The organism is Streptomyces sp. NPDC005303 (assembly GCF_040607335.1).
In the GTDB taxonomy this organism is placed as follows: domain Bacteria; phylum Actinomycetota; class Actinomycetes; order Streptomycetales; family Streptomycetaceae; genus Streptomyces.
In genome coordinates this window covers 199,213-219,699 of sequence record NZ_JBEXGM010000008.1, presented here as the reverse complement: position 1 = coordinate 219,699, position 20,487 = coordinate 199,213, and the positions used below count along the sequence as shown (strand labels likewise).

20 protein-coding genes are annotated in these 20,487 nt (G+C 69.3%); 10 read left to right on the top strand and 10 right to left on the bottom strand.

Annotated features, from left to right (window positions below; translation table 11 throughout):
• The first annotated feature begins 347 nt into the window (after positions 1-347).
• From ABZT93_RS15265 to ABZT93_RS15235, 7 genes are all read left to right on the top strand, one after another.
• Entirely contained in the window at positions 348-692 is a 345-nt protein-coding gene (locus ABZT93_RS15265; RefSeq protein ID WP_356104076.1) for a DUF1330 domain-containing protein, read from the top strand.
• Positions 693-769: 77 nt separating this feature from the next.
• The gene (locus tag ABZT93_RS15260) at positions 770-1,297 is read left to right on the top strand and encodes a hypothetical protein (RefSeq protein WP_356104074.1); all 528 of its coding nucleotides are present in this window, start codon (positions 770-772) and stop codon (positions 1,295-1,297) included.
• Between the two features lie 137 nt (positions 1,298-1,434).
• The gene (locus tag ABZT93_RS15255; protein ID WP_356104071.1) at positions 1,435-2,130 is read left to right on the top strand and encodes a hypothetical protein; all 696 of its coding nucleotides are present in this window, start codon (positions 1,435-1,437) and stop codon (positions 2,128-2,130) included.
• On the top strand, positions 2,127-2,936 hold the full coding sequence (locus ABZT93_RS15250; protein WP_356104069.1) for a hypothetical protein: 810 nt from the start codon (positions 2,127-2,129) through the stop codon (positions 2,934-2,936). The genes ABZT93_RS15255 and ABZT93_RS15250 overlap by 4 nt, the downstream gene beginning before the upstream one ends.
• On the top strand, positions 2,929-3,483 hold the full coding sequence (locus ABZT93_RS15245) for a hypothetical protein (protein WP_356104066.1): 555 nt from the start codon (positions 2,929-2,931) through the stop codon (positions 3,481-3,483). Before ABZT93_RS15250 ends, ABZT93_RS15245 begins: the two co-directional genes overlap by 8 nt.
• 48 nt (positions 3,484-3,531) lie before the next feature.
• On the top strand, positions 3,532-4,062 hold the full coding sequence (locus ABZT93_RS15240; RefSeq protein WP_356104064.1) for an SUKH-4 family immunity protein: 531 nt from the start codon (positions 3,532-3,534) through the stop codon (positions 4,060-4,062).
• Between the two features lie 190 nt (positions 4,063-4,252).
• A complete protein-coding gene (locus tag ABZT93_RS15235; RefSeq protein ID WP_356104061.1) occupies positions 4,253-5,209 on the top strand; it encodes an arabinan endo-1,5-alpha-L-arabinosidase in 957 nt (318 codons plus the stop codon).
• 19 nt (positions 5,210-5,228) lie between these two features.
• Here ABZT93_RS15235 and ABZT93_RS15230 read toward each other — a convergent pair whose 3' ends face one another.
• The 8 genes from ABZT93_RS15230 to ABZT93_RS15195 form a co-directional block, all read right to left on the bottom strand.
• Positions 5,229-6,944 carry a histidinol-phosphate transaminase gene (locus tag ABZT93_RS15230; RefSeq protein WP_356104059.1) on the bottom strand — a complete coding sequence of 572 codons (1,716 nt, stop codon included), beginning with the start codon at positions 6,942-6,944 and terminating at the stop codon, positions 5,229-5,231.
• A gap of 175 nt (positions 6,945-7,119) precedes the next feature.
• A complete protein-coding gene (locus tag ABZT93_RS15225; protein ID WP_356104056.1) occupies positions 7,120-8,268 on the bottom strand; it encodes an aldose epimerase family protein in 1,149 nt (382 codons plus the stop codon).
• A gap of 61 nt (positions 8,269-8,329) precedes the next feature.
• Entirely contained in the window at positions 8,330-9,574 is a 1,245-nt protein-coding gene (mmsB, locus tag ABZT93_RS15220) for a multiple monosaccharide ABC transporter permease (protein ID WP_356104053.1), read from the bottom strand.
• On the bottom strand, positions 9,571-11,121 hold the full coding sequence (gene mmsA / locus ABZT93_RS15215; RefSeq protein ID WP_356104051.1) for a multiple monosaccharide ABC transporter ATP-binding protein: 1,551 nt from the start codon (positions 11,119-11,121) through the stop codon (positions 9,571-9,573). Before mmsA ends, mmsB begins: the two co-directional genes overlap by 4 nt.
• A 46-nt stretch (positions 11,122-11,167) precedes the next feature.
• Positions 11,168-12,274 carry a multiple monosaccharide ABC transporter substrate-binding protein gene (gene chvE, locus ABZT93_RS15210; RefSeq protein WP_356104049.1) on the bottom strand — a complete coding sequence of 369 codons (1,107 nt, stop codon included), beginning with the start codon at positions 12,272-12,274 and terminating at the stop codon, positions 11,168-11,170.
• A gap of 144 nt (positions 12,275-12,418) precedes the next feature.
• Complete coding sequence (locus ABZT93_RS15205) at positions 12,419-13,390, bottom strand: hypothetical protein (RefSeq protein ID WP_356104046.1); 972 nt, start codon at positions 13,388-13,390, stop codon at positions 12,419-12,421.
• Positions 13,391-13,499: 109 nt separating this feature from the next.
• On the bottom strand, positions 13,500-14,504 hold the full coding sequence (locus ABZT93_RS15200) for an alcohol dehydrogenase catalytic domain-containing protein (RefSeq protein WP_356104043.1): 1,005 nt from the start codon (positions 14,502-14,504) through the stop codon (positions 13,500-13,502).
• Positions 14,501-15,658, bottom strand: coding sequence for a mandelate racemase/muconate lactonizing enzyme family protein (locus ABZT93_RS15195; RefSeq protein WP_355737424.1), 1,158 nt, complete (start codon positions 15,656-15,658; stop codon positions 14,501-14,503). The genes ABZT93_RS15200 and ABZT93_RS15195 overlap by 4 nt, the downstream gene beginning before the upstream one ends.
• A 301-nt stretch (positions 15,659-15,959) precedes the next feature.
• Here ABZT93_RS15195 and ABZT93_RS15190 point away from each other — a divergent pair, with 301 nt between their 5' ends.
• Positions 15,960-17,159, top strand: coding sequence for a hypothetical protein (locus tag ABZT93_RS15190; protein ID WP_356104041.1), 1,200 nt, complete (start codon positions 15,960-15,962; stop codon positions 17,157-17,159).
• 50 nt (positions 17,160-17,209) lie between these two features.
• On the opposite strand, the gene ABZT93_RS15185 is transcribed toward ABZT93_RS15190, so the two are convergent.
• The gene (locus ABZT93_RS15185; protein WP_356104038.1) at positions 17,210-17,644 is read right to left on the bottom strand and encodes a MarR family transcriptional regulator; all 435 of its coding nucleotides are present in this window, start codon (positions 17,642-17,644) and stop codon (positions 17,210-17,212) included.
• A 92-nt stretch (positions 17,645-17,736) separates the two neighbouring features.
• Between ABZT93_RS15185 and ABZT93_RS15180 the strand changes: the two genes are divergently transcribed.
• Positions 17,737-18,735: an NADP-dependent oxidoreductase gene (locus ABZT93_RS15180; protein WP_356104035.1), complete on the top strand. Its 999-nt coding sequence runs from the start codon at positions 17,737-17,739 to the stop codon at positions 18,733-18,735.
• A gap of 97 nt (positions 18,736-18,832) precedes the next feature.
• A complete protein-coding gene (locus tag ABZT93_RS15175; RefSeq protein ID WP_356104033.1) occupies positions 18,833-19,255 on the top strand; it encodes an organic hydroperoxide resistance protein in 423 nt (140 codons plus the stop codon).
• A 75-nt stretch (positions 19,256-19,330) separates the two neighbouring features.
• Here ABZT93_RS15175 and ABZT93_RS15170 read toward each other — a convergent pair whose 3' ends face one another.
• Positions 19,331-20,482, bottom strand: a complete 1,152-nt coding sequence (locus tag ABZT93_RS15170) for a serine hydrolase domain-containing protein (RefSeq protein WP_356104030.1) — start codon at positions 20,480-20,482, stop codon at positions 19,331-19,333.
• Positions 20,483-20,487 lie beyond the last annotated feature (5 nt).

Below are 20,487 nucleotides of genomic sequence, written 5' to 3'. Positions count from 1 at the left end.
CTGCGCCGGGCGCGACTTCGCGGCGCCCCGGAGGCGGGACCTCAAGGCATGGAGCGTGGTGGCGGCCGTTCTCGGCGCCGGTCTGCGGTACGAGGGGCGTGAGCCCTGCGGCTGTGGCAGGGAACCAAAGTTCCGACCCCGCACCCGGGCCCAGCTGCGGGCGCGGCGGATCGCGGCGGTGCGCAGCGGGGGTCCTCTCGCGGAAGTGCTGGGGCGTCCCGACCCGGAGGTCCCCGACTGCCGAGCCGCCCGGCTCCGCTGACCGCCTACCTCTCGGGTAATCGACGCCGGTTCGCCCCGGGTGCCAGGCTCGTCGGCGTACGGAGCCCAGCGACCGGGAGGACACCATGACCGCCTACGCCATAGCCCACCTGCGGGAAGCCGCGCCGCACCCGGAGATCGCCGAGTACATCGAGCGCATCACGGCCACCTTCGAGCCGTACGGCGGCCGCTTCCTCGTGCACGGCGCGCAGCACGAGGTGAAGGAGGGCGGCTGGCCGGGACATGTCGTGGTGATCGGATTTCCCGGGATCGCCGAGGCGCGGGCCTGGTGGGACTCCGCCGCGTACCAGGAGATCGCGCCGTTGCGGGCGCGGCACATCCCGGGCGACATCGTCCTCGTCGAGGGTGTGCCCGACGGCTATGACCCTGCGGTCACGGCGAAGGGGATGCGGGACGCGCTCGCTTCCTGAGGACGTGCTCCCGACTCCCGTGACACACGAGGCTGTTGGATACTGGGGCGACTGGCGCAGGGAAGGGGGAGGTTCGCGTGCCGGACGGACGTGAAGTGGACCAGGGGGAGTTGCTGGGCGTCGCGAAGGACGAGGAACGGGCCCGTAGCCTGCTCCGCGCGCTGCGCACCCTGAGCACCGGTCCCGACCCGAAGCTGCGGGAGATGGCGCGCGGGGTGCTGCGCGGCGACCTCACCGCCGAACAGGCCTTCACCGACCCGGAGTACACCGCAGCCCTGTTCTCCGGCGCCGACAAGATCCGCCGCGCGGGGGAGCTGCGTACCGAGTCCGAGGCCCGCGAGGCGGGCGAACGGTTCGGCGCCTGGCAGCAGGCGCGTGGCACCGAGGACGAGCGCGAGGCTCAGGGCGGCGAAGGTCAGGACACCGAGCGTCAGGACACCGAGGGTCGGGGCGCCGGGGGTCACGGCACGCCACAGCCCGACGCGGCGCCCCGAGCGGCCTCCCCGCAGCCGTCCGGGCCTTGGCGGCACCCAGGCGCGGGCGAGGTGGGCGGACCGGGTGGCCTGGGCGGCGCCCGCCCGGCGGGCCCCTTCGGCCGCCGCTGACCACCGCGCCTGCCCCTGGCTCCTCGCCCCGGAACCCGGCCCCTCCAACACCACCGGCAAATCCCGCCCCCCGTAGTAAAGTTCGGCCGTCGCAAGCGTGACCTGAAATGGTCCTGCCAAGACAAGGGGGAACGGACATGGGCGTCGTGCTGCCCGACGAGGCGGCCTGGGTGCTGGACCTCATCGGCGTCGAGTGGCCCAACGTCGACGAGGACGACTACCGGGACATGGCCGACGGCCTGCGTTCCTTCGCCTCGCAGATGCGGGAGGGCAAGGACGCCACGGCGAGCGTCGTCCGGGAGTTCCTGGAGGGGAACGAGGGCATCGCGACAGCGGCCTTCCAGCAGCACTGGGGCAAGGTCAGCGACGTACACCTGGAACGGCTGGGCGAGGCCGCCGACCTCGGGGCGATGGCCCTGGACGGCGCCGCCGTCGCCGTGGCCGGTGCCAAGGTCGCCGCCATCGTCCAACTGGGCATCCTCGCCGCCGAGATCATCGCCGCCCAAGCCGCCGCCCCGTTCACCCTCGGGCTCTCCGAGGTCGGCGCGCTCGGTGCCACCCAGGCCACCCGGCTCATCGTGCGGCGGCTGCTGAAGGAGGCCGAGCAACTCCTCATGGAGGAGCTCATGTCCGTCGCCATGGGCCCGGTCTACTCCGCGCTCGGCAACATGGCCACCGACCTCGTCCTCCAGCTCGGCGCCAACGCCGTGGGCCTGCAGGACGGTTACAGCCCGGGCAAGACCCTGCACGCGGGCAGCGAGGGCTTCTCCGAGGGGCTGGACGCCGCCACGGGGACCACGGGCACCTTCACCTCGAAGGGAGGCGCCGCGTGAGCGACACCGTACGCAGCGACAAGGACCTGCACGACCGGCTCGCCGACCGGATCACCTCCCAGGCCGACGAGCACGAGTCCGGCGCCCGCCCCCACCTGCGCCGCAGCCGGGCCGGGCTGAACCGGACCCGGGGCAAGGGCGCCCTGGCGGCGGCCGTCGAGACCGGGGCCGAGAAGATCCTCAAGGCCATCGAGGAGGCCGAGGACCAGCTCCACAAGCACCTCCAGGACGTGTCCAAGGGCGTGCGCGCCATGGGTGACAACCACGCGCGCAACGACAAGAACATCGAGACGATGCTGCAGAGCATCGTCAAGCGCTCCCGCGACCAGGACACCGTCCGCGACGGCGGCGGCATCGGCAAGGACCGGCCGGACACCACCAGGGATCCGCACACCGTCACCCTGGAGTGGAAGCCCGGGATGCCCAAGCAGGCCTTCGAGCGGAAGGCGCGGGCCCTGCAGCGGCTCGGCGAGGAGGGCAAGCTCTTCAAGTTCAAGGGCAAGACCGAGGACTACCGCGACAAGCAGATCACCGCGCAGTACAAGGGCGCGCTGGAAGCACTGATCCGCAGGAACCACAAGGAGGACCCCGACTTCGCCGAAGAGGCCGCGGTGGCCGCCCGTAAAATGCAACCCGATCACGTCAACGAGCTCCAGACCGGTGGTCCGGACGCGTGGCGTAACCTGCGGATGCTCGACCGGACGACGAACTACGACATCGGCACCCAGCAGATACGCCCGCAGATCAGGGATCTTCCGGACGGCAATCCCATCAACATCGACATCAAGTGGTGGCCAGATGACTAGCGCGAGCCCGGCGTCGTCCCGTCTTGTCGCGACGGTGGACGCCCTGCGGACGGCCCTTGCGGAGAGCCCGGACGTGCTGTCGTTCACGCTCGGCGGGACGATCGACGAGGAGACGGCCGCCGCCGCGGAGGCGGACGGGGTACCGCGGGAGTTCCTGGACTTCTGCCGTGTGCTGGACGGCGCGAGCTGCGGGCCGTCCGTGCAGCTCTTCGGCCTGGAGGAGGCCGAGGAGCACCAGTTCTACTGCGAGCCCGTGGTCGACTCGCCGCTGCCGCTCTCCCCGGAGAAGCTCTACTGTGTCGGGATGATCCAGGAGGCCCCGGTCTACCTCGACCGCGCGGGCGGCGGCGTCCTCGGCGCCCCGGACGCAGGCCCCGACTGGGTCGACGCGGAGCGCCTCGACGAACTCGCGCCCGGCCTCGGGACGTTCTTCCTGGAGCGGCTGGCCACTGCCGCCGAGTACCAGCGGCTCGCCCTGGTCGACGACGAAATGGTGGAGTACGACGACTGGCTGAAACTGCTGCGACGGGCCGGTCTCGCCGACTGAACCGCCGGCCCGGCCGGATGTGTGCACGAAGAAGGGAAAGCAGGACGCATGGCCACCCATGACGAGATGACGGAGCTGTTCGGCGCGGACCGCGTGGTCACGCTGGACCGGGCCGTGGCCGAGGAGCGCGGACTGTCCGAGGCCGACGCCGAGGTGCTGTGCGAGGTCGGTGTGCCCGTCTTCGTCGACGTGCTGTTCACCCTCGACACCGCCGAGGAGGGACCCGATCCCTTCACCGTGGTGCCGGTCGCCGCGGGCGGCGAGGAGACCCACATCCTCGTCCTGGGCGGCCCCACCGACGACCCGGCGATGCGGTACTGCCTCGACCTGGACCGCGGCTACGTCATCCTCATGTCCTTCGACGCCGAGCCGCGCGCCGAGATCGTGAACCGCACCCTCGCCGACCTCGTCGAGTTCCTGTACCGCTTCGCCCTGCGGGCAAGGCACCTGGAGCGGGCCGCCCCCCAGGACCGCGCCCCGTACACCGACAAGCTCGTCGAGTACCTCAAGGCCCGCGACCCGTACGCCTTCGCCCAGCCGGACAGCTGGTGGTCGATGGTGTTCGAGCAGGTCGCCTGAGCCCCAGCACGGCTCAGGCCCGGGAGTCCGTGAGGAACTCGGCATCGGCCACTGACCACCACTGAGGTGTGCGCGGACCATTGACGCGCAAGGGGTTCGATTCTACGGTCCCGTCCGAAGCTCTGATCGGCGATCGGTATATCGAACATCCCCCCACTCGCGTCCCCCCACTCCTCGAAGGAGCGTCAGCGTGCGCCGCACCTCACTTCTGGCAGTTCCCGTCGCCTTCCTGCTGGCCCTGATCCCGGGCACGGCCTCCGCGTACCCCAACCCCGGGACCGTCACCGGTGCCACCACCATCCACGACCCGACGATGATCCGTACGTCGGCGGGCCGTTACCTGCTGTACGGCACCGGCGGTGGACTCGGCTACCGCACCTCCACCGACCGGATCGCGTTCACGGCCGGCAGCGACGCCTTCTCCACCAAGCCGGGCTGGTGGTCGTCGTACGCCACCGAGGCCTGGGCGCCCGACATCTCCTACCAGGGCGGCAAGTACCTGATGTACTACGCCGTCTCGACCTTCGGCTCCAACAAGTCGGCCATCGGCCTGGCCACGTCGAGCACCGGCCTGCCCGGCTCCTGGAGCGACCAGGGCACCGTGTACACCTCCACCACCTCCAGCGACTACAACGCCATCGACCCGAACCTCTTCGTCGACGGCGACGGCAAGTGGTGGCTGTCGTTCGGCAGTTGGTGGACCGGCCTGAAGATGATCCAGCTCAACCCGTCCACCGGCAAGCAGCTCTCCACCAACACGACCCGGTACTCCATCGCCTCCCGCCCGACCGGGACCAAGGCCGTCGAGGCGCCGTACGTCGTCAAGCGGAACGGCTACTACTACCTCTTCGCGTCCTACGACACCTGCTGCGCCGGCACCAGTTCGACCTACAAGGTCAAGGTCGGCCGCGCGACCAGCGTCACCGGGCCGTACGTCGACAAGAACGGCGTGTCGATGATGAACAACGGCGGCACGCCGGTCCTTGAGTCGCACGGCCGGTACATCGGCCCCGGCGGCCAGTCGATCATGAACGACTCCGACGGCGACCTGATCGTCTACCACTACTACGACGGCAACGACAACGGCACACCCAAGCTCGGTATCAACCTTCTGAACTGGAGCAGTGGGTGGCCTGTCGCCTACTGATACCGCCTGCCTGAGCCGCTCAGCCGGCCTGGCCCATCCCCGCCGCGTTCGGCCAGCTCTGAGCGTTGGGCCAGCCGGTGGCGGGCGCCTGGGACAGCTCCTGCGGGGCCCCCGGCGCCGGTGCGGTCATCCCGCGCACCTGCGCTGCGGTGAGGCCGCCACGGGCCGGCACCCCCGGGGGGGTCGGCCCGAAGGGCGCCGGAGCCGGCGGGGCTGCGGGGACGGGCACGGGCACAGGGGTCGGCATCGGGGCGGGCGCCTGCATCGGGGCGGGCGCCTGCATCTGGGCCGGCATCGGCATCCCCGCCCCCATGGAGCCGGCCGCCTCCATCGAAGCAGCCGCCCCCATGGAACCGGCCCCGCCCATGGAAGCGCCCCCGCCCATGGAAGCGACCGCCCCCATCGGCGCCGCCGCGGCCACCGCTGCCGGCTGGGCGACCGGCATCGGCATGCCGACGCCACCGCCCATCCCTCGTGAGCCCATCCCCCCACCGCCGACGGCCATCGCCGCCAGGTCCTGCATGCCCGCCCCGTTGGTCTGGCCGACGAGGCGGTCCACTGCCGCCGTACCCGAGCTGTAGCCGGTCCCTTGAGCGAGCTCGGGCACGGCGGCTCCCCTCCTGGTCCCGTAGAGCACCTGTTCCAGGCCGGACACCAGGCGACGCACGTCCACCTGGGGGCGCACCACGAGCCGCAGGAAGCGGCTTGAAGAGCCGATCTTGTTGCCGCACTCGCGGACGAGGATCCGGTGCTCGGTGAGCATCCGGTCCCGGACCACGGTGCCCTCGGCGCCGACGGGCAGGCGCACGAAGAGGAAGTTCCCCTGGGAGGGGTAGACGGTCAGGCCGGGCAGCGCGGCGAGCTGGCTCGCCATGTCGAGGCGGTCCCGGCGGACCTGGTGGAGGCTCTGCGCGTACTCGGCGCCGTGCTCCTTGAGCATGAACACCACGTACTCGGCGAAGGCGTTGAGGTTCCACTTCGGCAGCATCGAGCGGACCCGGCCCGCCAGCGAGGGGTTCGCGACCATGTAGCCGAAGCGGATGCCGTGCAGGCCGAAGTTCTTGCCGAGGCTGCGCAGGACGATGACGTTCGGCCGGATCATCGCCTCCTGGACGACGCTCGGCTCGGCCTCCGCGTCCGCGAACTCCAGGAACGACTCGTCGATGATGATGAGGTCCAGGTCGGCCATGGCGTCCATGAACTGCACGAGCGCGTGCTTGTGGAGGAAGCCGCCGTCGGGGTTGTTCGGGTTGCAGATGACCGCGACCCGCGTGCCCCGGGTGCGTATGAACTCCGCGTACTGCGCGAGGTCCAGGGCGAATCCGCTGGACTCCTGGAGCGGGAACATGTCGACCCGCTTGCCGGTCTCCATCGGCTGGTCGGTCCAGCGGCCGAAGGTGGGGACCGGGACGGCGAGGGACTCGCGGACCAGCAGGTGGTCGATCCAGGTGATCAGTTCGGTCGAGCCGTTGCCCATCGCCACGGCCTGCGGCGGGAGTTGGAGCAGGTTGCACAGCTCGGCGGTGATCGTGTCGGCGCTGCTGGGGTAGTAGGTGATGATGTCCTTCAGCCGCGCGGCCATGGTGTCCATCATCGCCGGGGTGGGAAAGTAGGGATTGCAGGGGATACAGAAGTCCACCGGCCCCGTCCCGTCTCCGCCTTCGCGCGCCAGCGCCGCCATGGACGGGCTGTGCGCAGCCGTGCTGCGGAACAACGAGGTGACGTTGTCGGCCATCGAACCTCCGTATGGGGCGGACCCGGCGGGGACGACCGGGTCCGTCGTCATTGGGTGGCCCGCGCGGGGGAGCACGGGCCGCCCTTACATACGGATACCTGCGTGGCGCTGTTCAACGGGTGTGAAAGAAGTGTGAGTTCGGGAACCCCGGGCCCGAACTTCGCATCAGACCAGGTCAGGCACCGAACGAGTGGATCGTCGTCGACCGGTATGTCTGGCCCGGACGCAGCACCGTCGAGGGGAACGACGGGTGGTTCGGCGAGTCCGGGAAGTGCTGCGTCTCCAGGCACAGCGCGTCACCCTGGCGGTAGGTGTGACCGCTGGTGCCGGTGAGGGTGCCGTCGAGGAAGTTGCCCGAGTAGAACTGCAGACCCGGCTCGACGGTGGAGATCCTCAGCGTGCGGCCCGAGGACGGGTCGCGCAGGGTCGCCACGTGCTCGGGCTTGGCGGTGATGCCCTTGTCGAGCACCCAGTTGTGGTCGTAGCCCTTGGCGAGGACCTGCTGCTCGTGGCCGGCCCGGATGTCCCGGCCGACCTGCTTGCCCTTGCGGAAGTCGAAGGGGGTGCCCGCGACCTTCGCCAGCTCACCGGTGGGGATCAGACCCGAGTCGGTGGGCGTGTAGCGGGAGGCGGCGATCCTGAGCTCGTGGTCCTCGATGGTGCCGGTGCCCTCGCCGCCGAGGTTCCAGTACACGTGGTTGGTCAGGTTGACCACGGTGGCCTTGTCGGTGGTGGCCTGGTAGTCGATCCGCCAGTCGCCGTGCCGGGTGAGGGTGTACGTCACCTTCACCTTGAGGGTGCCCGGGTAGCCCATCTCGCCGTCTACGGACGTGTAGTGCAGGTGCAGGCCGACGTCCGAGCCCTTGGTGAACGGCTCGACGTCCCACACCCGCTTGTCGAAGCCCTGGGTGCCGCCGTGCAGGCTGTTGACCCCGTCGTTGACGGAGAGCTGGTAGCTCTTGCCGTCCAGGGTGAACTGGCCCTTGGCGATGCGGTTGCCGTACCGCCCGATCAGCGCGCCGAAGTACGGGGTCTTGGCGACGTAGTCCTCGATGTTGTCGAAGCCCGCCGAGACGTTCGCGTGGTGGCCGTGCCGGTCCGGGATCTCCAGGGACTGCACGACGCCGCCCCAGGACAGGACCTTCATCCGCGTGCCGCCGTTGGCCAGCGACCAGATGTAGACCTTCGTGCCGTCGGCGAGCTTGCCGAAGAGCTTCTTGGTCGGTGTCTTGCTGCTGGACGCCTCAGCGGTGCCCCCGAGCGTCGTCGCGGCGATTCCCGCGGCCGCGGCACCGGCGATGACCGTTCGTCTGTTCAGTTCCATCTAGCGGCTCCTGTGAAGGAAGCGGGCCCCGCCGGTTTTCTCCGACGGGGCCCGAGATGACTTACGAACCGGACTTGCGCTTGTTCCACACGTCGAACCCGACCGCGGCCAGCAGGGCGAGGCCCTTGATGACCTGTTGCCAGTCGGTGCCGACGCTGAGGAGGTTCATGCCGTTGTTCAGCACACCGAGGACGAGACCACCGATGATCGCGCCGAGGACGGTTCCCACGCCGCCGCTCATGGACGCGCCACCGATGAACGACGAGGCGATCGCCTCGAGTTCGAAGTTCAGGCCCGCCTTCGGGGAGGCCGCGTTCAGGCGGGCTGCGACCACCAGACCCGCCAGGGCCGCGAGCACGCCCATGTTCAGGAAGACAAGGAAGGTGACCTTCTTGTCCTTGACGCCGGACAGCTTCGCGGCCGGCAGGTTGCCGCCGATCGCGTAGATGTGCCGGCCGAAGACCGCGTTGCGCATGACGTAGCCGTAGCCGACCACCAGCACACCGAGGACGAGGAGGATGATCGGCGCGCCCTGGTAGCTGGCGAGCAGCATCGTGACCGCGAGGACCGCGGCGGCGATCGCGACGAGCTTGAGCAGGAAGGCGTTCCTGGGCAGCACGTCCAGCGCGAACTCCTGCTGGCGCTTGCGGTCGCGGACCTCCTGGTAGACCACGAAGGCCAGCAGCGCGAAGCCCAGCAGCAGGGTGAGGTTGTGGTAGTTCGTGTTCGGGCCGACCTCGGGCAGGAAGCCGTTGCCGAGCTTCTGCAGACCGTTCGGGAACGGGCCGAGGGTCTGACCCTCCAGGAGGATCTCCGTCAGACCTCGGAAGAGCAGCATGCCCGCCAGGGTGACGATGAACGACGGTATGCCGAGATACGCGATCAGATAGCCCTGGACCGAGCCCGCGACCGCGCCCACCACCAGGGTCAGCACCAGCGCGACCGGCCAGGCCACGTCGTGCTGCACGGTCAGCACGGCCGCGAAGGCGCCCACGAACGCGGTCAGTGAACCGACCGACAGATCGATGTGCCCCGCGATGATCACCAGCATCATGCCGATCGCGAGGATCAGGATGTAGCTGTTCTGGAGCACCAGGTTGGAGACGTTGCGCGGCAGCAGCAGGTCGCCGTCGGTCCACACCGCGAACAGCGCGACGATCAGGCCGAGCGCGATCAGCATGCCGTACTGCCGCATGTTGCGGCGCAGCCCGTTCACCATCAGCTGGAGCAGGCCCTCGCCGGAGGACGACCCCCCGCCCTTGCCAGGCGGCGCCGCGGCCGGAACCTTCGTCACATCGGTGCTCATCGCGTTACCTCTTTGTCCTTCGTCATCTGGCGCATCAGCACTTCCTGCGTGGCCTCGGCCCGCGGAACCTCACCCGTGAGCCGTCCGGCGGCCATGGTGTAGATGCGGTCGCACATCCCGAGCAGCTCCGGCAGCTCGGAGGAGATGAAGACGACCGCCTTGCCCTCGGCGGCCAGCTGGTCGATGACCGTGTAGATCTCGTACTTGGCGCCCACGTCGATACCGCGCGTGGGCTCGTCCAGGATCAGCACCTCGGGACCCGCGAAGATCCACTTGCTGAGGACGACCTTCTGCTGGTTGCCGCCGGACAGCCTGCCCACCGTCTCGAAGACGGTCGGGGCCTTGATGTTCATCGACTTGCGGAAGCGCTCGGCGACCTTCCGCTCCTCGTGCTCGTCGACCACACCGCGCTTCGCCACCTTGTTCAGAGCGGTCAGCGAGATGTTCCGGTTGATGTTGTCGATGAGGTTGAGGCCGTAGTGCTTGCGGTCCTCGGTGACGTACGCGATGCCGTGCTCGACCGCCTCCGCGACGGACTTCGTACGGATCTCCTTGCCGTCCTTGAAGACCTGGCCGCCCGCGTGCCGGCCGTAGGTGCGCCCGAACACGCTCATCGCGAGCTCGGTGCGCCCCGCGCCCATCAGGCCCGCGATGCCGACGATCTCCCCACGCCGCACATGGATCGACACGTCGTCGACGACCTTGCGCTGCTGGTCGATCGGGTGGTGAACGGTCCAGTTGCGGATCTCCAGCGCCGGGGCCGCGTCCGCCTCGCCCTCGTACGGCGTGCGGTCGGGGAAGCGGTGGTCGAGGTCGCGGCCCACCATGCCCGAGATGATCCGGTCCTCGGTGGTCTCCGGGGCCTTCACGTCGAGGGTCTCGATCGACTTCCCGTCGCGGAGGATCGTCACCGAGTCGGCGACCCGGCGGATCTCGTTGAGCTTGTGGGAGATGATGATCGAGGTGATGCCCTGCTTCTTCAACTCCAGGATGAGATCCAGGAGTTTGCCGCTGTCCTCGTCGTTCAGAGCCGCGGTCGGCTCGTCGAGGATGAGCAGCTTCACCTTCTTGGAGAGCGCCTTGGCGATCTCCACCAGCTGCTGCTTGCCCACACCGATGTCGGTGATCCGGGTCTCCGGGTGGTCGCTCAGACCCACCCGGCGCAGCAGTTCGGTGGCGTGCTTGAGCGTCTCGTTCCAGTTGATGAACCCGCCGGAGGCGTGCTCGTTGCCGAGGAAGATGTTCTCCGCGATCGACAGGAACGGCACCAGGGCCAGTTCCTGATGGATGATCACGATGCCGTGCTGCTCGCTCGCGCGGATGTCCTTGAAGGAGACGACCTCTCCCTCGAACAGGATGTCGCCCTCGTACGTGCCGTGCGGATGGACGCCGGAGAGCACCTTCATCAAGGTGGACTTCCCGGCGCCGTTCTCACCGCAGATGGCATGGACCTCGCCCTGACGGACGGTCAGTGTGACGTCCGACAGCGCTTTGACGCCGGGAAAGGTCTTGACGATCGAGCGCATTTCCAGGACGGGTCCCGCCATGGTCGTGCCTTTCAATCAGGGGGATGGGCCGACAGGGAGGGGCTGACTAGTTGAGCTCGCTCGCCTTGTAGTAGCCCGTGTCGACCAGTTCCTTGGTGTAGTTGCTCTTGTCGACGCTCACCGGCTGCAGCAGGTAGGCGGGGACGACCTTGGAGCCGTTGTCGTACGTCTTGGTGTCGTTGACCTCGGGCTTCTTGCCGTTGAGGACGTCGTCCACCATCGTCGAGGCGACCTCGGCGAGCTTGCGGGTGTCCTTGTAGACGGTCTGCGTCTGCTGGCCCGCGATGATCGACTTCACCGAGGCGAGCTCGGCGTCCTGGCCGGTGATGACCGGAAGCGGCTTGCTGGCGGAACCGTAGCCGTCCGACTTCAGCGCGGCGATGATGCCGATGGAGATGCCGTCGTACGGCGACAGGACCGCGTCGACCTTTCCGCTGCCGTACGTGGAGGTGAGGATGTCCTCCATGCGCTTCTGGGCGGTGGCGCCGTCCCAGCGCAGGGTGGTGACCTGGTTGATCTTGGTCTGGCCGGACTTGACGACGAGCTTCTTGCTGTCGATGTACGGCTGCAGCACGCTCATCGCGCCGCCGAAGAAGTACTTGGTGTTGTTGTCGTCGTTGGAGCCGGCGAACAGCTCGATGTTGAAGGGGCCCTTGCCGCTCTTGAGGCCCAGCTTGTCGACGATGTAACTGGCCTGCAGCTCACCGACCTTGGTGTTGTCGAACGACGCGTAGTAGTCGACGTTCGGCGTGCCGAGGATCAGACGGTCGTAGGCGATGACCGGGATCTTGGCGTCCTTGGCCTGCTGGAGCACGTTGTTCAGCGACTTGTTGTCGATGGCCGCGACGATCAGGCCCTTGACGCCCTGCGTGATCAGGTTCTCGATCTGCGAGACCTGCTGGTCGGGGTCGTCCTCGCCGTAGACCAGCTTGGTCTTGTAGCCCTTGGACTGGAGGTTCTTGACGACGTTGTTGCCGTCGGCGATCCAGCGCTCGGAGGACTTGGTCGGCATCGCGATGCCGATGGTGCCTCCCTTGGCGCTGCCGGTCGACTCCTCGCTGCCGCCCTTGCTGTCCTGGCCGCAGGCGGTGAGGGTGAGGGCGAGGGAGGCGGCGCCTGCTATGGCGGTGAGTGCGGCTCGACGAGTACGCATGATCATCATCCTTGATGTCGGGGCGGTTTCGGTCTGGCGGTGCGGGACGCTCTGGCAAGGAGGTGCGGGCTCTGACCGAGGAAAGGGGCGTGTGGGATTGTGTGTGACTGCGTCTGCTTTTGTGAAGGGAGTCGGTCCGAAACGTTATGAGGGTGTTTCGAAACGCTTCAGCGCCCCCGGCAGCCGCGAACCGAGCGGCGCCATGTCGCCGTCCGCTCCGTGCCGTGCCAGCAGGTCCAGGGCGAGCCGCCCCCGCCGCACCCGTTCCCGGGCCGTGTTCAGGGTCAGGTCGCGCATGTGGTGGCCGTACGGGTAGATCCCGGGGGCCTTCGACAGGCCGAACTTCAGATAGAGCGGCGCGCCGCGTCTGATCAGTTCGGCGACCTCGTACATCCGTACATAACCGCCGAGGTCGTCGGGCGCCTCGATGTACATGTCCATCGGAGCGGCCGACACCCGCCGGATCTCGGTGAGATGATCGAGCGTCAGATCGCTGGGCACGTTGATGGAGTCGGCGCCCAGGTTCTCGTAGACCGCGTACGCGGCCGGGTTGACCGGACCGACGAGCGCGCTCAGCTTCAGGGTGGTCTCGGCCGGGATGATCCCGGCGGCACGCGCCCGGTGCAGCGTCCACAGCACGCCCTCGTCGGCGACGAGGAGGCACTGGACGCCCAACTCCGTCGCGCGGACGGCGTCTTCGACACAGCCGGCCACGGCGTCGAGGCCCCGGGCCCGCAGGCCCGCGCCGCGCGAGTCGGTGCGCGTCGAGCCGCCGATGTCCCAGGTGCCGCGCGGGCCGGTGAACAGGCAGAGCTCGATGTCGCGTTCGCCCGTCGCCTCCACCATCTCGGTGATCTCGGCGTCGGTCAGCATCCACACACCGCTGCCCTGGCTGATCCGGTGGATCGGCACGTCGAGCCGCGAGGCTTCCTTCAGGACGACGGCCAGCGCCTCCGGCCCCTCGCAGGAGGGGATCTCGGTGCGCCAGCGGCCGCCGCCGGGGAAGGTGTGCGGTGAGGCGTCGGCGGGATCGAGGGCGGGCGCGCCCAGGCCGAGCGCGGTGAGCGCCTGCTCACCGGGGCGGCGGGCCGCCGGGGCGGAAGCGTCGGTCGTCACAAGCTGTCCTTTGTGTTCGATATGTCGGACAAGGTTCGCGGCTCAAGTCGTGCGGGGCTTGGGTGTACGCCGGTACGGGGTGGTCAGGTCACCCCGTACCGGCGTACGTCTAGGGGCGGAGCAGCACCTTCCCGACCTTCGGATCACCGGACCCGACCAGCTCGATCGCCTCCGGGAACCCGTCGAGCGGCAGCTCGTGCGTGACCAGCGGCAGCGGATCGAGCAGGCCGGCGCCGAAGACCCGCACCGTGTGCGCCCAGGCGTCCGGCGGGGCTCCGAAGACGGTGTGCACCTCCAGCTGCCGTACGACCAGGTCCGTCGGATCGAGACCCTCGGCACCCGGCGCCGGGATGCCCGTCAGGACCAGGCGTCCACCCCGCCTGAGCAGGGAGGCGGCGGTGCGTGCGGCGGACGCGGACCCGGCGGTCTCGATGACGACGTCGAAGTCGTCCGGGAGCTCCTGGCCCCTGGTGCGGAAGTCGCTGGCACCGAAAGCTTTCGAAAGCTCCGCCCGGTCGGGCCGGGTCCCTACCACAAGCAGTTCGGCAGGCGAGCCCGCCTTCAGGAACTGAACGGCGAACATGCCGAGCGTCCCGGTCCCCACCACGGCCACGCGCTCGCCCGGCAGGGCGTTCGCCTTGAGCGCGGCGGCCGCGATGCAGGCGGCCGGCTCCAGCAGGGCCGCGGCCGTCAGGTCGGCGTCGTCCGGCAGGACGTGGAGCAGGCGTGCGGGCAGGGTGAGCGTGGTGGCCATCGCACCCGGCTGGGTGAACCCGGTCTCCTCGTACCCGGCCGTGCACAGGGTCGTCTCGCCCGCGTGACAGCGGTCGCAGACCTGGCAGTTGCGGAAGCCCTCACCGACGACCTTGCGGCCGACAAGAGTTGAAGGCACACCCGCACCGACCGCCTCGACCGTCCCGGACCACTCATGGCCCGGAGTGAGGGGATAACGGACGTATCCCTCGGGCCGGTTGCCCTGGTACACCTCGCGGTCGCTGCCACAGATGCCGACGGCGTGGACGCGCACCAGCGCCTCGCCGGCCGCGGGCTCACGAGGGGCGTGCTCGTCGAGCCGGTGCTCGCCGGGCCCCTCGATGACGACCTGGGAGCTCACTTGGTGCCCTTGGGCTTGCGCTGCTCCCAGCCCTCGGCCCACAGGTCGAACCGGGCCTGCTGCTGCGGGAACTCGGCGGCCGCGTCGACGTCCAGCTCGACACCGAGACCCGGTGCGTCGGAGAGGTGGAAGTAGCCGTCCACGACCTGCGGGGCGCCCTTGACGACCTTCTTGATCTCCGCGTCGGCGAAGTCGTTGAAGTGCTCGAGGATCTTGAAGTTGGGGGCGGTGAAACCGACCTGCAGCGAGGCGGCGGTCAGCACCGGCCCGCCCACGTTGTGCGGGGCGACCAGCATGTAGTGGGTCTCCGCGGTGGCGGCGAGCTTCCGGGTCTCCCAGATGCCGCCGATGTGGCCGACGTCGGGCTGGATGATGTCCACGGCCTGGCTCTCGAAGAGCTCTCGGAACTCGATGCGGTCGTGGATCCGCTCACCGGTGGCGACCGGGATGTCGACCTTGGCGGCGACCTTCTCCAGCGCCTTCAGGTTCTCCGGCGGCACCGGCTCCTCCAGCCACGCGGGCTTGAAGGGCGCGAGGTCCTTGGCCAGCCGGACGGCGGTCGACGGGGAGAACCGGCCGTGCATCTCCAGCATCAGCTCGGCGTCCGGGCCGATGGCGTCGCGGACGGCCTCGATGAGCGAGACGGCGTACAGGCTCTGCTCGTGGTCCAGCTCGAAGTGGCCGGTACCGAACGGGTCGATCTTGAGCGCCTTGTACCCGCGCTCCATGACCGCCTGCGCGGCCTTGTGGTACGCCTCGGGGGTCCGCTCGGTGGTGTACCAGCCGTTGGCGTACGCCTTGACCTTGTCGGTGACCTTGCCGCCCAGGAGCTGCCAGACCGGCACCCCGAGGGCCTTGCCCTTGATGTCCCAGCAGGCCATCTCGATGACGGCGATGCCCGACATCACGATCTCGCCGGCCCGACCGTAGTCGCCGTACTTCATCCTCTTGACGAGGTCCTCGACAGCGAACGGGTCGGAGCCGAGAATGTGATTGGCCTCGGCCTCCCGCAGGTAGCCGATCAGCGCGTCGGTGTGTCCCAGCATCCGGGTCTCGCCGACTCCGGTGATGCCTTCGTCGGTGTGCACCTGGACGTAGGTCAGGTTGCGCCACGGCGTCCCGACCACGTGTGTGCTGATTCCGGTGATGCGCACGGCGGTTGCCCCTCGTTACTTCGTCGGCCCAGTGACGTTGTTCGAAATTTCGTCACACGTTCGAAATGCTGACGTGACAGTAAGGAGGGGGTGAGGGGAGTGTCAATGGGTCGAACGCATAACGGTTTCGACACAGCTTTCGACACGGCTTTCGAAGCCGCTTTCGGTGAGATCGGGAAGGATGCCCGAACGGTCCCTGGAGGGTCCCTCAACTCGCCGCACCGGAATGGGTAGTTCGACACACAACCTTCACAGGCGTGACTATGAAAGCCAGGTGAGAGGAACTTAGTCTTCCCGCGTCATGGACTACTGCAACCCGTGCCGACGGCACCTCAACGGCGCCCTCGCCTGCCCGGGGTGCGGCACCTCGATCGAAGAGCTACGCGCGTACACCCCCCGCGTCCCGGCCCAGGGCCGGCCGCAGGACCCTCCGATGACCCCCGCGTACGCGACGTACGAGCCCGAGGGGCAGTACGGCGGCGCTGTGGCGGCAGGTCCGCTCGCGGGTCACGAGGCGTCGCCGTACGGGGGAGAGGCCCATGGTTCCGCCCGGTACGGCACAGGAGCGTACGGCGAGGACGGCGGGGCGTACGGCGAGGGTGTCGGGAGCGGTGCGGCGTACGGCGGCGACCCCCACGGGGCGTACGGCACGGCCGGTCAGGGTGACATGACGTACGGCGGAGGCGGCCACGAGAGTGTCCCTCGCGCGGGTGATCCTCTGGGTGCCGGTTCGGCGGAGGCCGGCGCGGCCTACGGCTCGACCGGAGCCGACGGCGGGACCGGCTTCGGCGCAGACGCGGGCCCGGATGTCGACTCCGAGCCCCGTGTCGACGCCGACCTGGGCGACGGTCCCGCCGAAGAGGCCGTCGAACCGGGCGCCGGCCGAGCGTCACGTCGACGTGCACGCGGCCGTGGCGGCCGCGGTGCCGAGGGTGCGGAGCGCCTCGCGGAACCCGAGGACACGCACGACGACGAGTACGGCGACGAGGACGACCCCGAAGACCCCACCGCCGGAGCAAGTCGTCGCGATCGCAAAGCGGCCGCGCATCGCCGGCGCCGCCGCCGCACCCTGCTGATCGCCGCCGGCTTCGTGCTCGCGGCCGGCGGTCTGAGCCTCGCGGAGCTGGGCATGGACGCCCCGGGATCCTCCCCCAAGCCGGCCGCGGCGGGCGGGGAGTCGGCCGAGGGCGGCGCCTCCCCGGAGGCGAGCGAATCGGCGTCGACGGAGGCCGGCTCCCGTGGATCCGTTCCCTCGGGCTCGCCTTCGCCGTCGACCTCCGGGTCCCCGTCGCCGTCCGCGTCCAAGAGCGGGGACGCCGACGCGAGCAAGAGCCCCGACGCCCAGTCGGCGACCACCAAGCCCCCCGGTGCGCGGACCCCCACCGCCGCGCCCACGGCCACGAGCGGCGGCTCGGCCCCCAGTGCCACCCCCACCTCCGCGGCCCCGAGTCCGGACCCGTCCCCGACGGAGTGCAACCGCTTCCTGTGGTGGTGCACCTGAGCTCTTCGCTCATGTGAAGCGAAGACCTGTAGCGGCCCCCTCCGGCGCCCCTACGCCTCCAGCATCCGGCGCAGCAGGTCCCGCAGGGAGGTCCGCTCGCCCTCCGACAACCCCGCCAGGGGCGCCCGGGCGAACCGCAGCCCCTCCCGCAGCTCCCGGGCCACGTCGAGCCCCGCCTCCGTCGCCGCGGCCACCTTGACCCGCCGGTCCGCGGGATCGGGTCGCCGCTCCACCAGCCCGCGTGCCTCCAGACGGTCGACTATCCCGGTGACGTTCGACGGCTCACATTTCAGTTTCTGGGCCAGTTTGCGCATGGGCAGCGCCTCCAGGGACAGCAGACTCAGCAGCCGCGCCTGCGCCCCGGTGAGGGCGTGCTCCGCGGCCGCGTCCTCGTAGTCCGAGTAGAAGCGGGCCACCACGTCCCCGATGAGCTCCACCACTTCCATGGTCAGCGCGTCGGGCCGGGTCTTTTGAGGAGTGGGCATGCGCTCCAGGGTACCCCTTTACTTGACAACCTGAAATATTCAGGAGCATGGTTGTTTAAGGCACTGAAGTAAATGGAAAGGTCGCAGGCATCATGATCAACCGCGAATGGCACCTCGTCTCCCGCCCGGTCGGCTGGCCGAAGCCCGAGGACTTCGCCCTGGTCGAAGCCGAGGTCCCGACCCCCGGCGCGGGCCAGGTGCTGGTCCGCAACACGTTCCTCTCCGTCGACCCGTACATGCGTGGCCGCATGAGCGCCGCGAAGTCGTACGCCGCGCCCTTCGAGCTCGGCAAGGTCATGCAGGGCGGCGCGGTCGGTGAGGTCGTAGCCTCCAACGCCGAGGGCATCGCCGTCGGCGACCACGTCCTGCACTTCTTCGGCTGGCGCGAGTACGCGGTCATGGACGCGAAGCACGCCGTCAAGGTCGACGCCGACGCTGCCCCCCTGTCGACGTACCTCGGTGTCCTCGGCATGACCGGCCTCACCGCCTACGCCGGCCTCCTGCGCACCGCCTCCTTCAAGGAGGGCGACTCGGTCTTCGTCTCCGGCGCCGCGGGTGCCGTCGGCAGCCAGGTCGGCCAGATCGCCAAGCTCAAGGGCGCCTCCCGGGTCATCGGCTCGGCCGGCTCCGACGAGAAGGTCAAGCTGCTCGTCGAGGAGTACGGCTTCGATGCGGCCTTCAACTACAAGAACGGCAAGGTCAGCGACCAGCTGCGCGAGGCCGCCCCGGACGGCGTCGACGTCTACTTCGACAATGTCGGCGGCGACCACCTGGAAGCCGCCATCGGCTCCCTCAACCAGGGCGGCCGGATCGCCGTCTGCGGCATGATCTCGGTCTACAACAACACCGAGGCCGCCCCCGGTCCGCGCAACCTCGCCCGTCTGATCCAGACCCGCGGCCGCATCGAGGGCTTCCTGGTCGGCGACCACTACGACCTCCAGCCGGAGTTCGTCGCCGAGGTCGGCCCGTGGGTGGCGTCCGGGCAGCTCAAGTACCGCGAGACGGTCGTCGAGGGCATCGAGAACAACCTGGAGGCGTTCCTCGGGGTCCTGCGCGGCGACAACACCGGAAAGATGATCGTCAAGCTCTGACATCCTCAAGGATTTTCCATCATGCGGTAACTTCTTTCCGAATTCCGCCGTCGATCGTGGGCGCGAGTCGCGGTGGACCGAGGAGGAAGACAACCGCATGCCGGAAATCCAGCAGTCCGACGTCCTGTACACCGCTGTCGCCACCGCCGAGAACGGTCGCGACGGCCGGGTCGCCACCGACGACGGCAGGCTCGACCTGGTCGTCGGCCCGCCCGAGGAAATGGGCGGCAGCGGCAAGGGCACCAACCCGGAACAGCTCTTCGCCGCCGGGTACAGCGCCTGCTTCCAGGGCGCCCTCGGCGTCGTCGCCCGCCAGGAGAAGGCCGACATCTCCGGCTCGACGGTCACCGCGAAGGTGGGCATCGGCAAGAACTCCCACGGCTTCGGCCTGATCGTCGAGATCTCGGCGACGATCCCCAACGTCGACACGCGGACCGCCCGGGCCCTCCTTGAGAAGGCCCACCAGGTCTGCCCGTACTCGAAGGCGACCCGCGGGAACATCTCCGTGACGCTCGCCTGACGGAGCTCGTTGGTCGTACAAGGCGGAGGCGGCACCCCTGGACGTGGGGTGCCGCCTCCGCTCCTGTCATACGGCTCACACGGCCAGAGCCGCTTTGTGTACGGCCCTCACGAACCGCTCGTTCTCCGGTGCCGCCCCGCCCGGGAACGCCATCCGGCGGCGGGTGTAGCCGTAGGCCAGACCGCTGCGGGGGTCGGCAAAGGCCTGGGAGCCGCCCGCGCCGCTGTGGCCGAAGGAACCGGCCCCGAGGAACGGGTGCCACATGTCGGCCGTGGCCTGGAAGCCCAGGCCGTAGGACTTGTGGGCCCGGGCCACCAGGTCGTAGCCGACGGACTGGATCTGGCCCACCTCGGCGATGGTGTCCGGCTTCAGCAGGGGCGGCCGGTCGGCCACTTCGCTGATCGCCGCCGCGTACATCCCGGCCAGGCCCCGCGCGGCCGCCACTCCGCCCGCCGACGCCGGCCCTTTCGCGCGTACGGCACGGGAGTTGGCGTAGACCGTCAGGTCACCCGGGTCGGGCACCTGCTGGTTGAAGGCGATCGCGGTCAGGGTGTGCGGACCCGTCGCCGTGGCGTCCAGCAGGGCCTGCTGTGTGGCCGTCGGCACCATCGGCTGCACCGAGCGGTAACGCGGCTCCAGGGACTCGGGCAGTCCCAGGTGGAAGTCCAGCCCGTACGGGGCCCGGATCCGCTCCTCGTACACCTCCTGGAGCGTCCGGCCCGTCGCCCGCCGCACGATCTCGCCGGTCAGCGCGCCGATCACGAGCGCGTGGTAGCCGAAGGCCGTGCCAGGGCGCCAGAACGGCTTCTGGTCCGCGAGCCGTTCCGCCACCACCCGGTCGTCCGCCAGCTCCTGCGCGGTGAAACCGGTGTCGAGGCCGACCACCCCGGCCCGGTGCGCCAGCAGATCCCGCAGGGTCAGCTGACCTTTGCCCTCGGCGCCGAACTCCGGCCAGTAGTAGGTCACTTTGCGGTCCAGCTCCAGGGTGCCCTCCTGGACGAGGAGCGCGACCACCAGATGGGCGGCACCCTTGGTCGACGAGAACACGCCGTAGAGGGAGTCCGGTCCGGCACCCTCGCCGGCCCACAGGTCGACGACCCGCCTGCCGTGCACGTACGCGCTCAACTGCCCTTCATAGTCGGGCCGTTCGCTCGCCACGAAGGCGGTGAACTCCGCGCGCACCGCCTCGAAGCCGTCCGCGACGGTGCCGTGGATCTCCTGCGTCATCCGCT

Bases quoted from the DNA above. Each gene is read 5' to 3' on its own strand.
- ABZT93_RS15265 (WP_356104076.1), top strand. From the start codon at position 348: ATGACCGCCTACGCCATAGCCCACCTGCGGGAAGCCGCGCCGCACCCG.
- ABZT93_RS15255 (WP_356104071.1), top strand. From the start codon at position 1,435: ATGGGCGTCGTGCTGCCCGACGAGGCGGCCTGGGTGCTGGACCTCATC.
- ABZT93_RS15245 (WP_356104066.1), top strand. From the start codon at position 2,929: ATGACTAGCGCGAGCCCGGCGTCGTCCCGTCTTGTCGCGACGGTGGAC.
- ABZT93_RS15240 (WP_356104064.1), top strand. From the start codon at position 3,532: ATGGCCACCCATGACGAGATGACGGAGCTGTTCGGCGCGGACCGCGTG.
- ABZT93_RS15230 (WP_356104059.1), bottom strand. From the start codon at position 6,944: ATGGCCGACAACGTCACCTCGTTGTTCCGCAGCACGGCTGCGCACAGC.
- ABZT93_RS15225 (WP_356104056.1), bottom strand. From the start codon at position 8,268: ATGGAACTGAACAGACGAACGGTCATCGCCGGTGCCGCGGCCGCGGGA.
- mmsB (WP_356104053.1), bottom strand. From the start codon at position 9,574: ATGAGCACCGATGTGACGAAGGTTCCGGCCGCGGCGCCGCCTGGCAAG.
- mmsA (WP_356104051.1), bottom strand. From the start codon at position 11,121: ATGGCGGGACCCGTCCTGGAAATGCGCTCGATCGTCAAGACCTTTCCC.
- chvE (WP_356104049.1), bottom strand. From the start codon at position 12,274: ATGCGTACTCGTCGAGCCGCACTCACCGCCATAGCAGGCGCCGCCTCC.
- ABZT93_RS15190 (WP_356104041.1), top strand. From the start codon at position 15,960: ATGGACTACTGCAACCCGTGCCGACGGCACCTCAACGGCGCCCTCGCC.
- ABZT93_RS15185 (WP_356104038.1), bottom strand. From the start codon at position 17,644: ATGCCCACTCCTCAAAAGACCCGGCCCGACGCGCTGACCATGGAAGTG.
- ABZT93_RS15180 (WP_356104035.1), top strand. From the start codon at position 17,737: ATGATCAACCGCGAATGGCACCTCGTCTCCCGCCCGGTCGGCTGGCCG.
- ABZT93_RS15175 (WP_356104033.1), top strand. From the start codon at position 18,833: ATGCCGGAAATCCAGCAGTCCGACGTCCTGTACACCGCTGTCGCCACC.
- ABZT93_RS15170 (WP_356104030.1), bottom strand. From the start codon at position 20,482: ATGACGCAGGAGATCCACGGCACCGTCGCGGACGGCTTCGAGGCGGTG.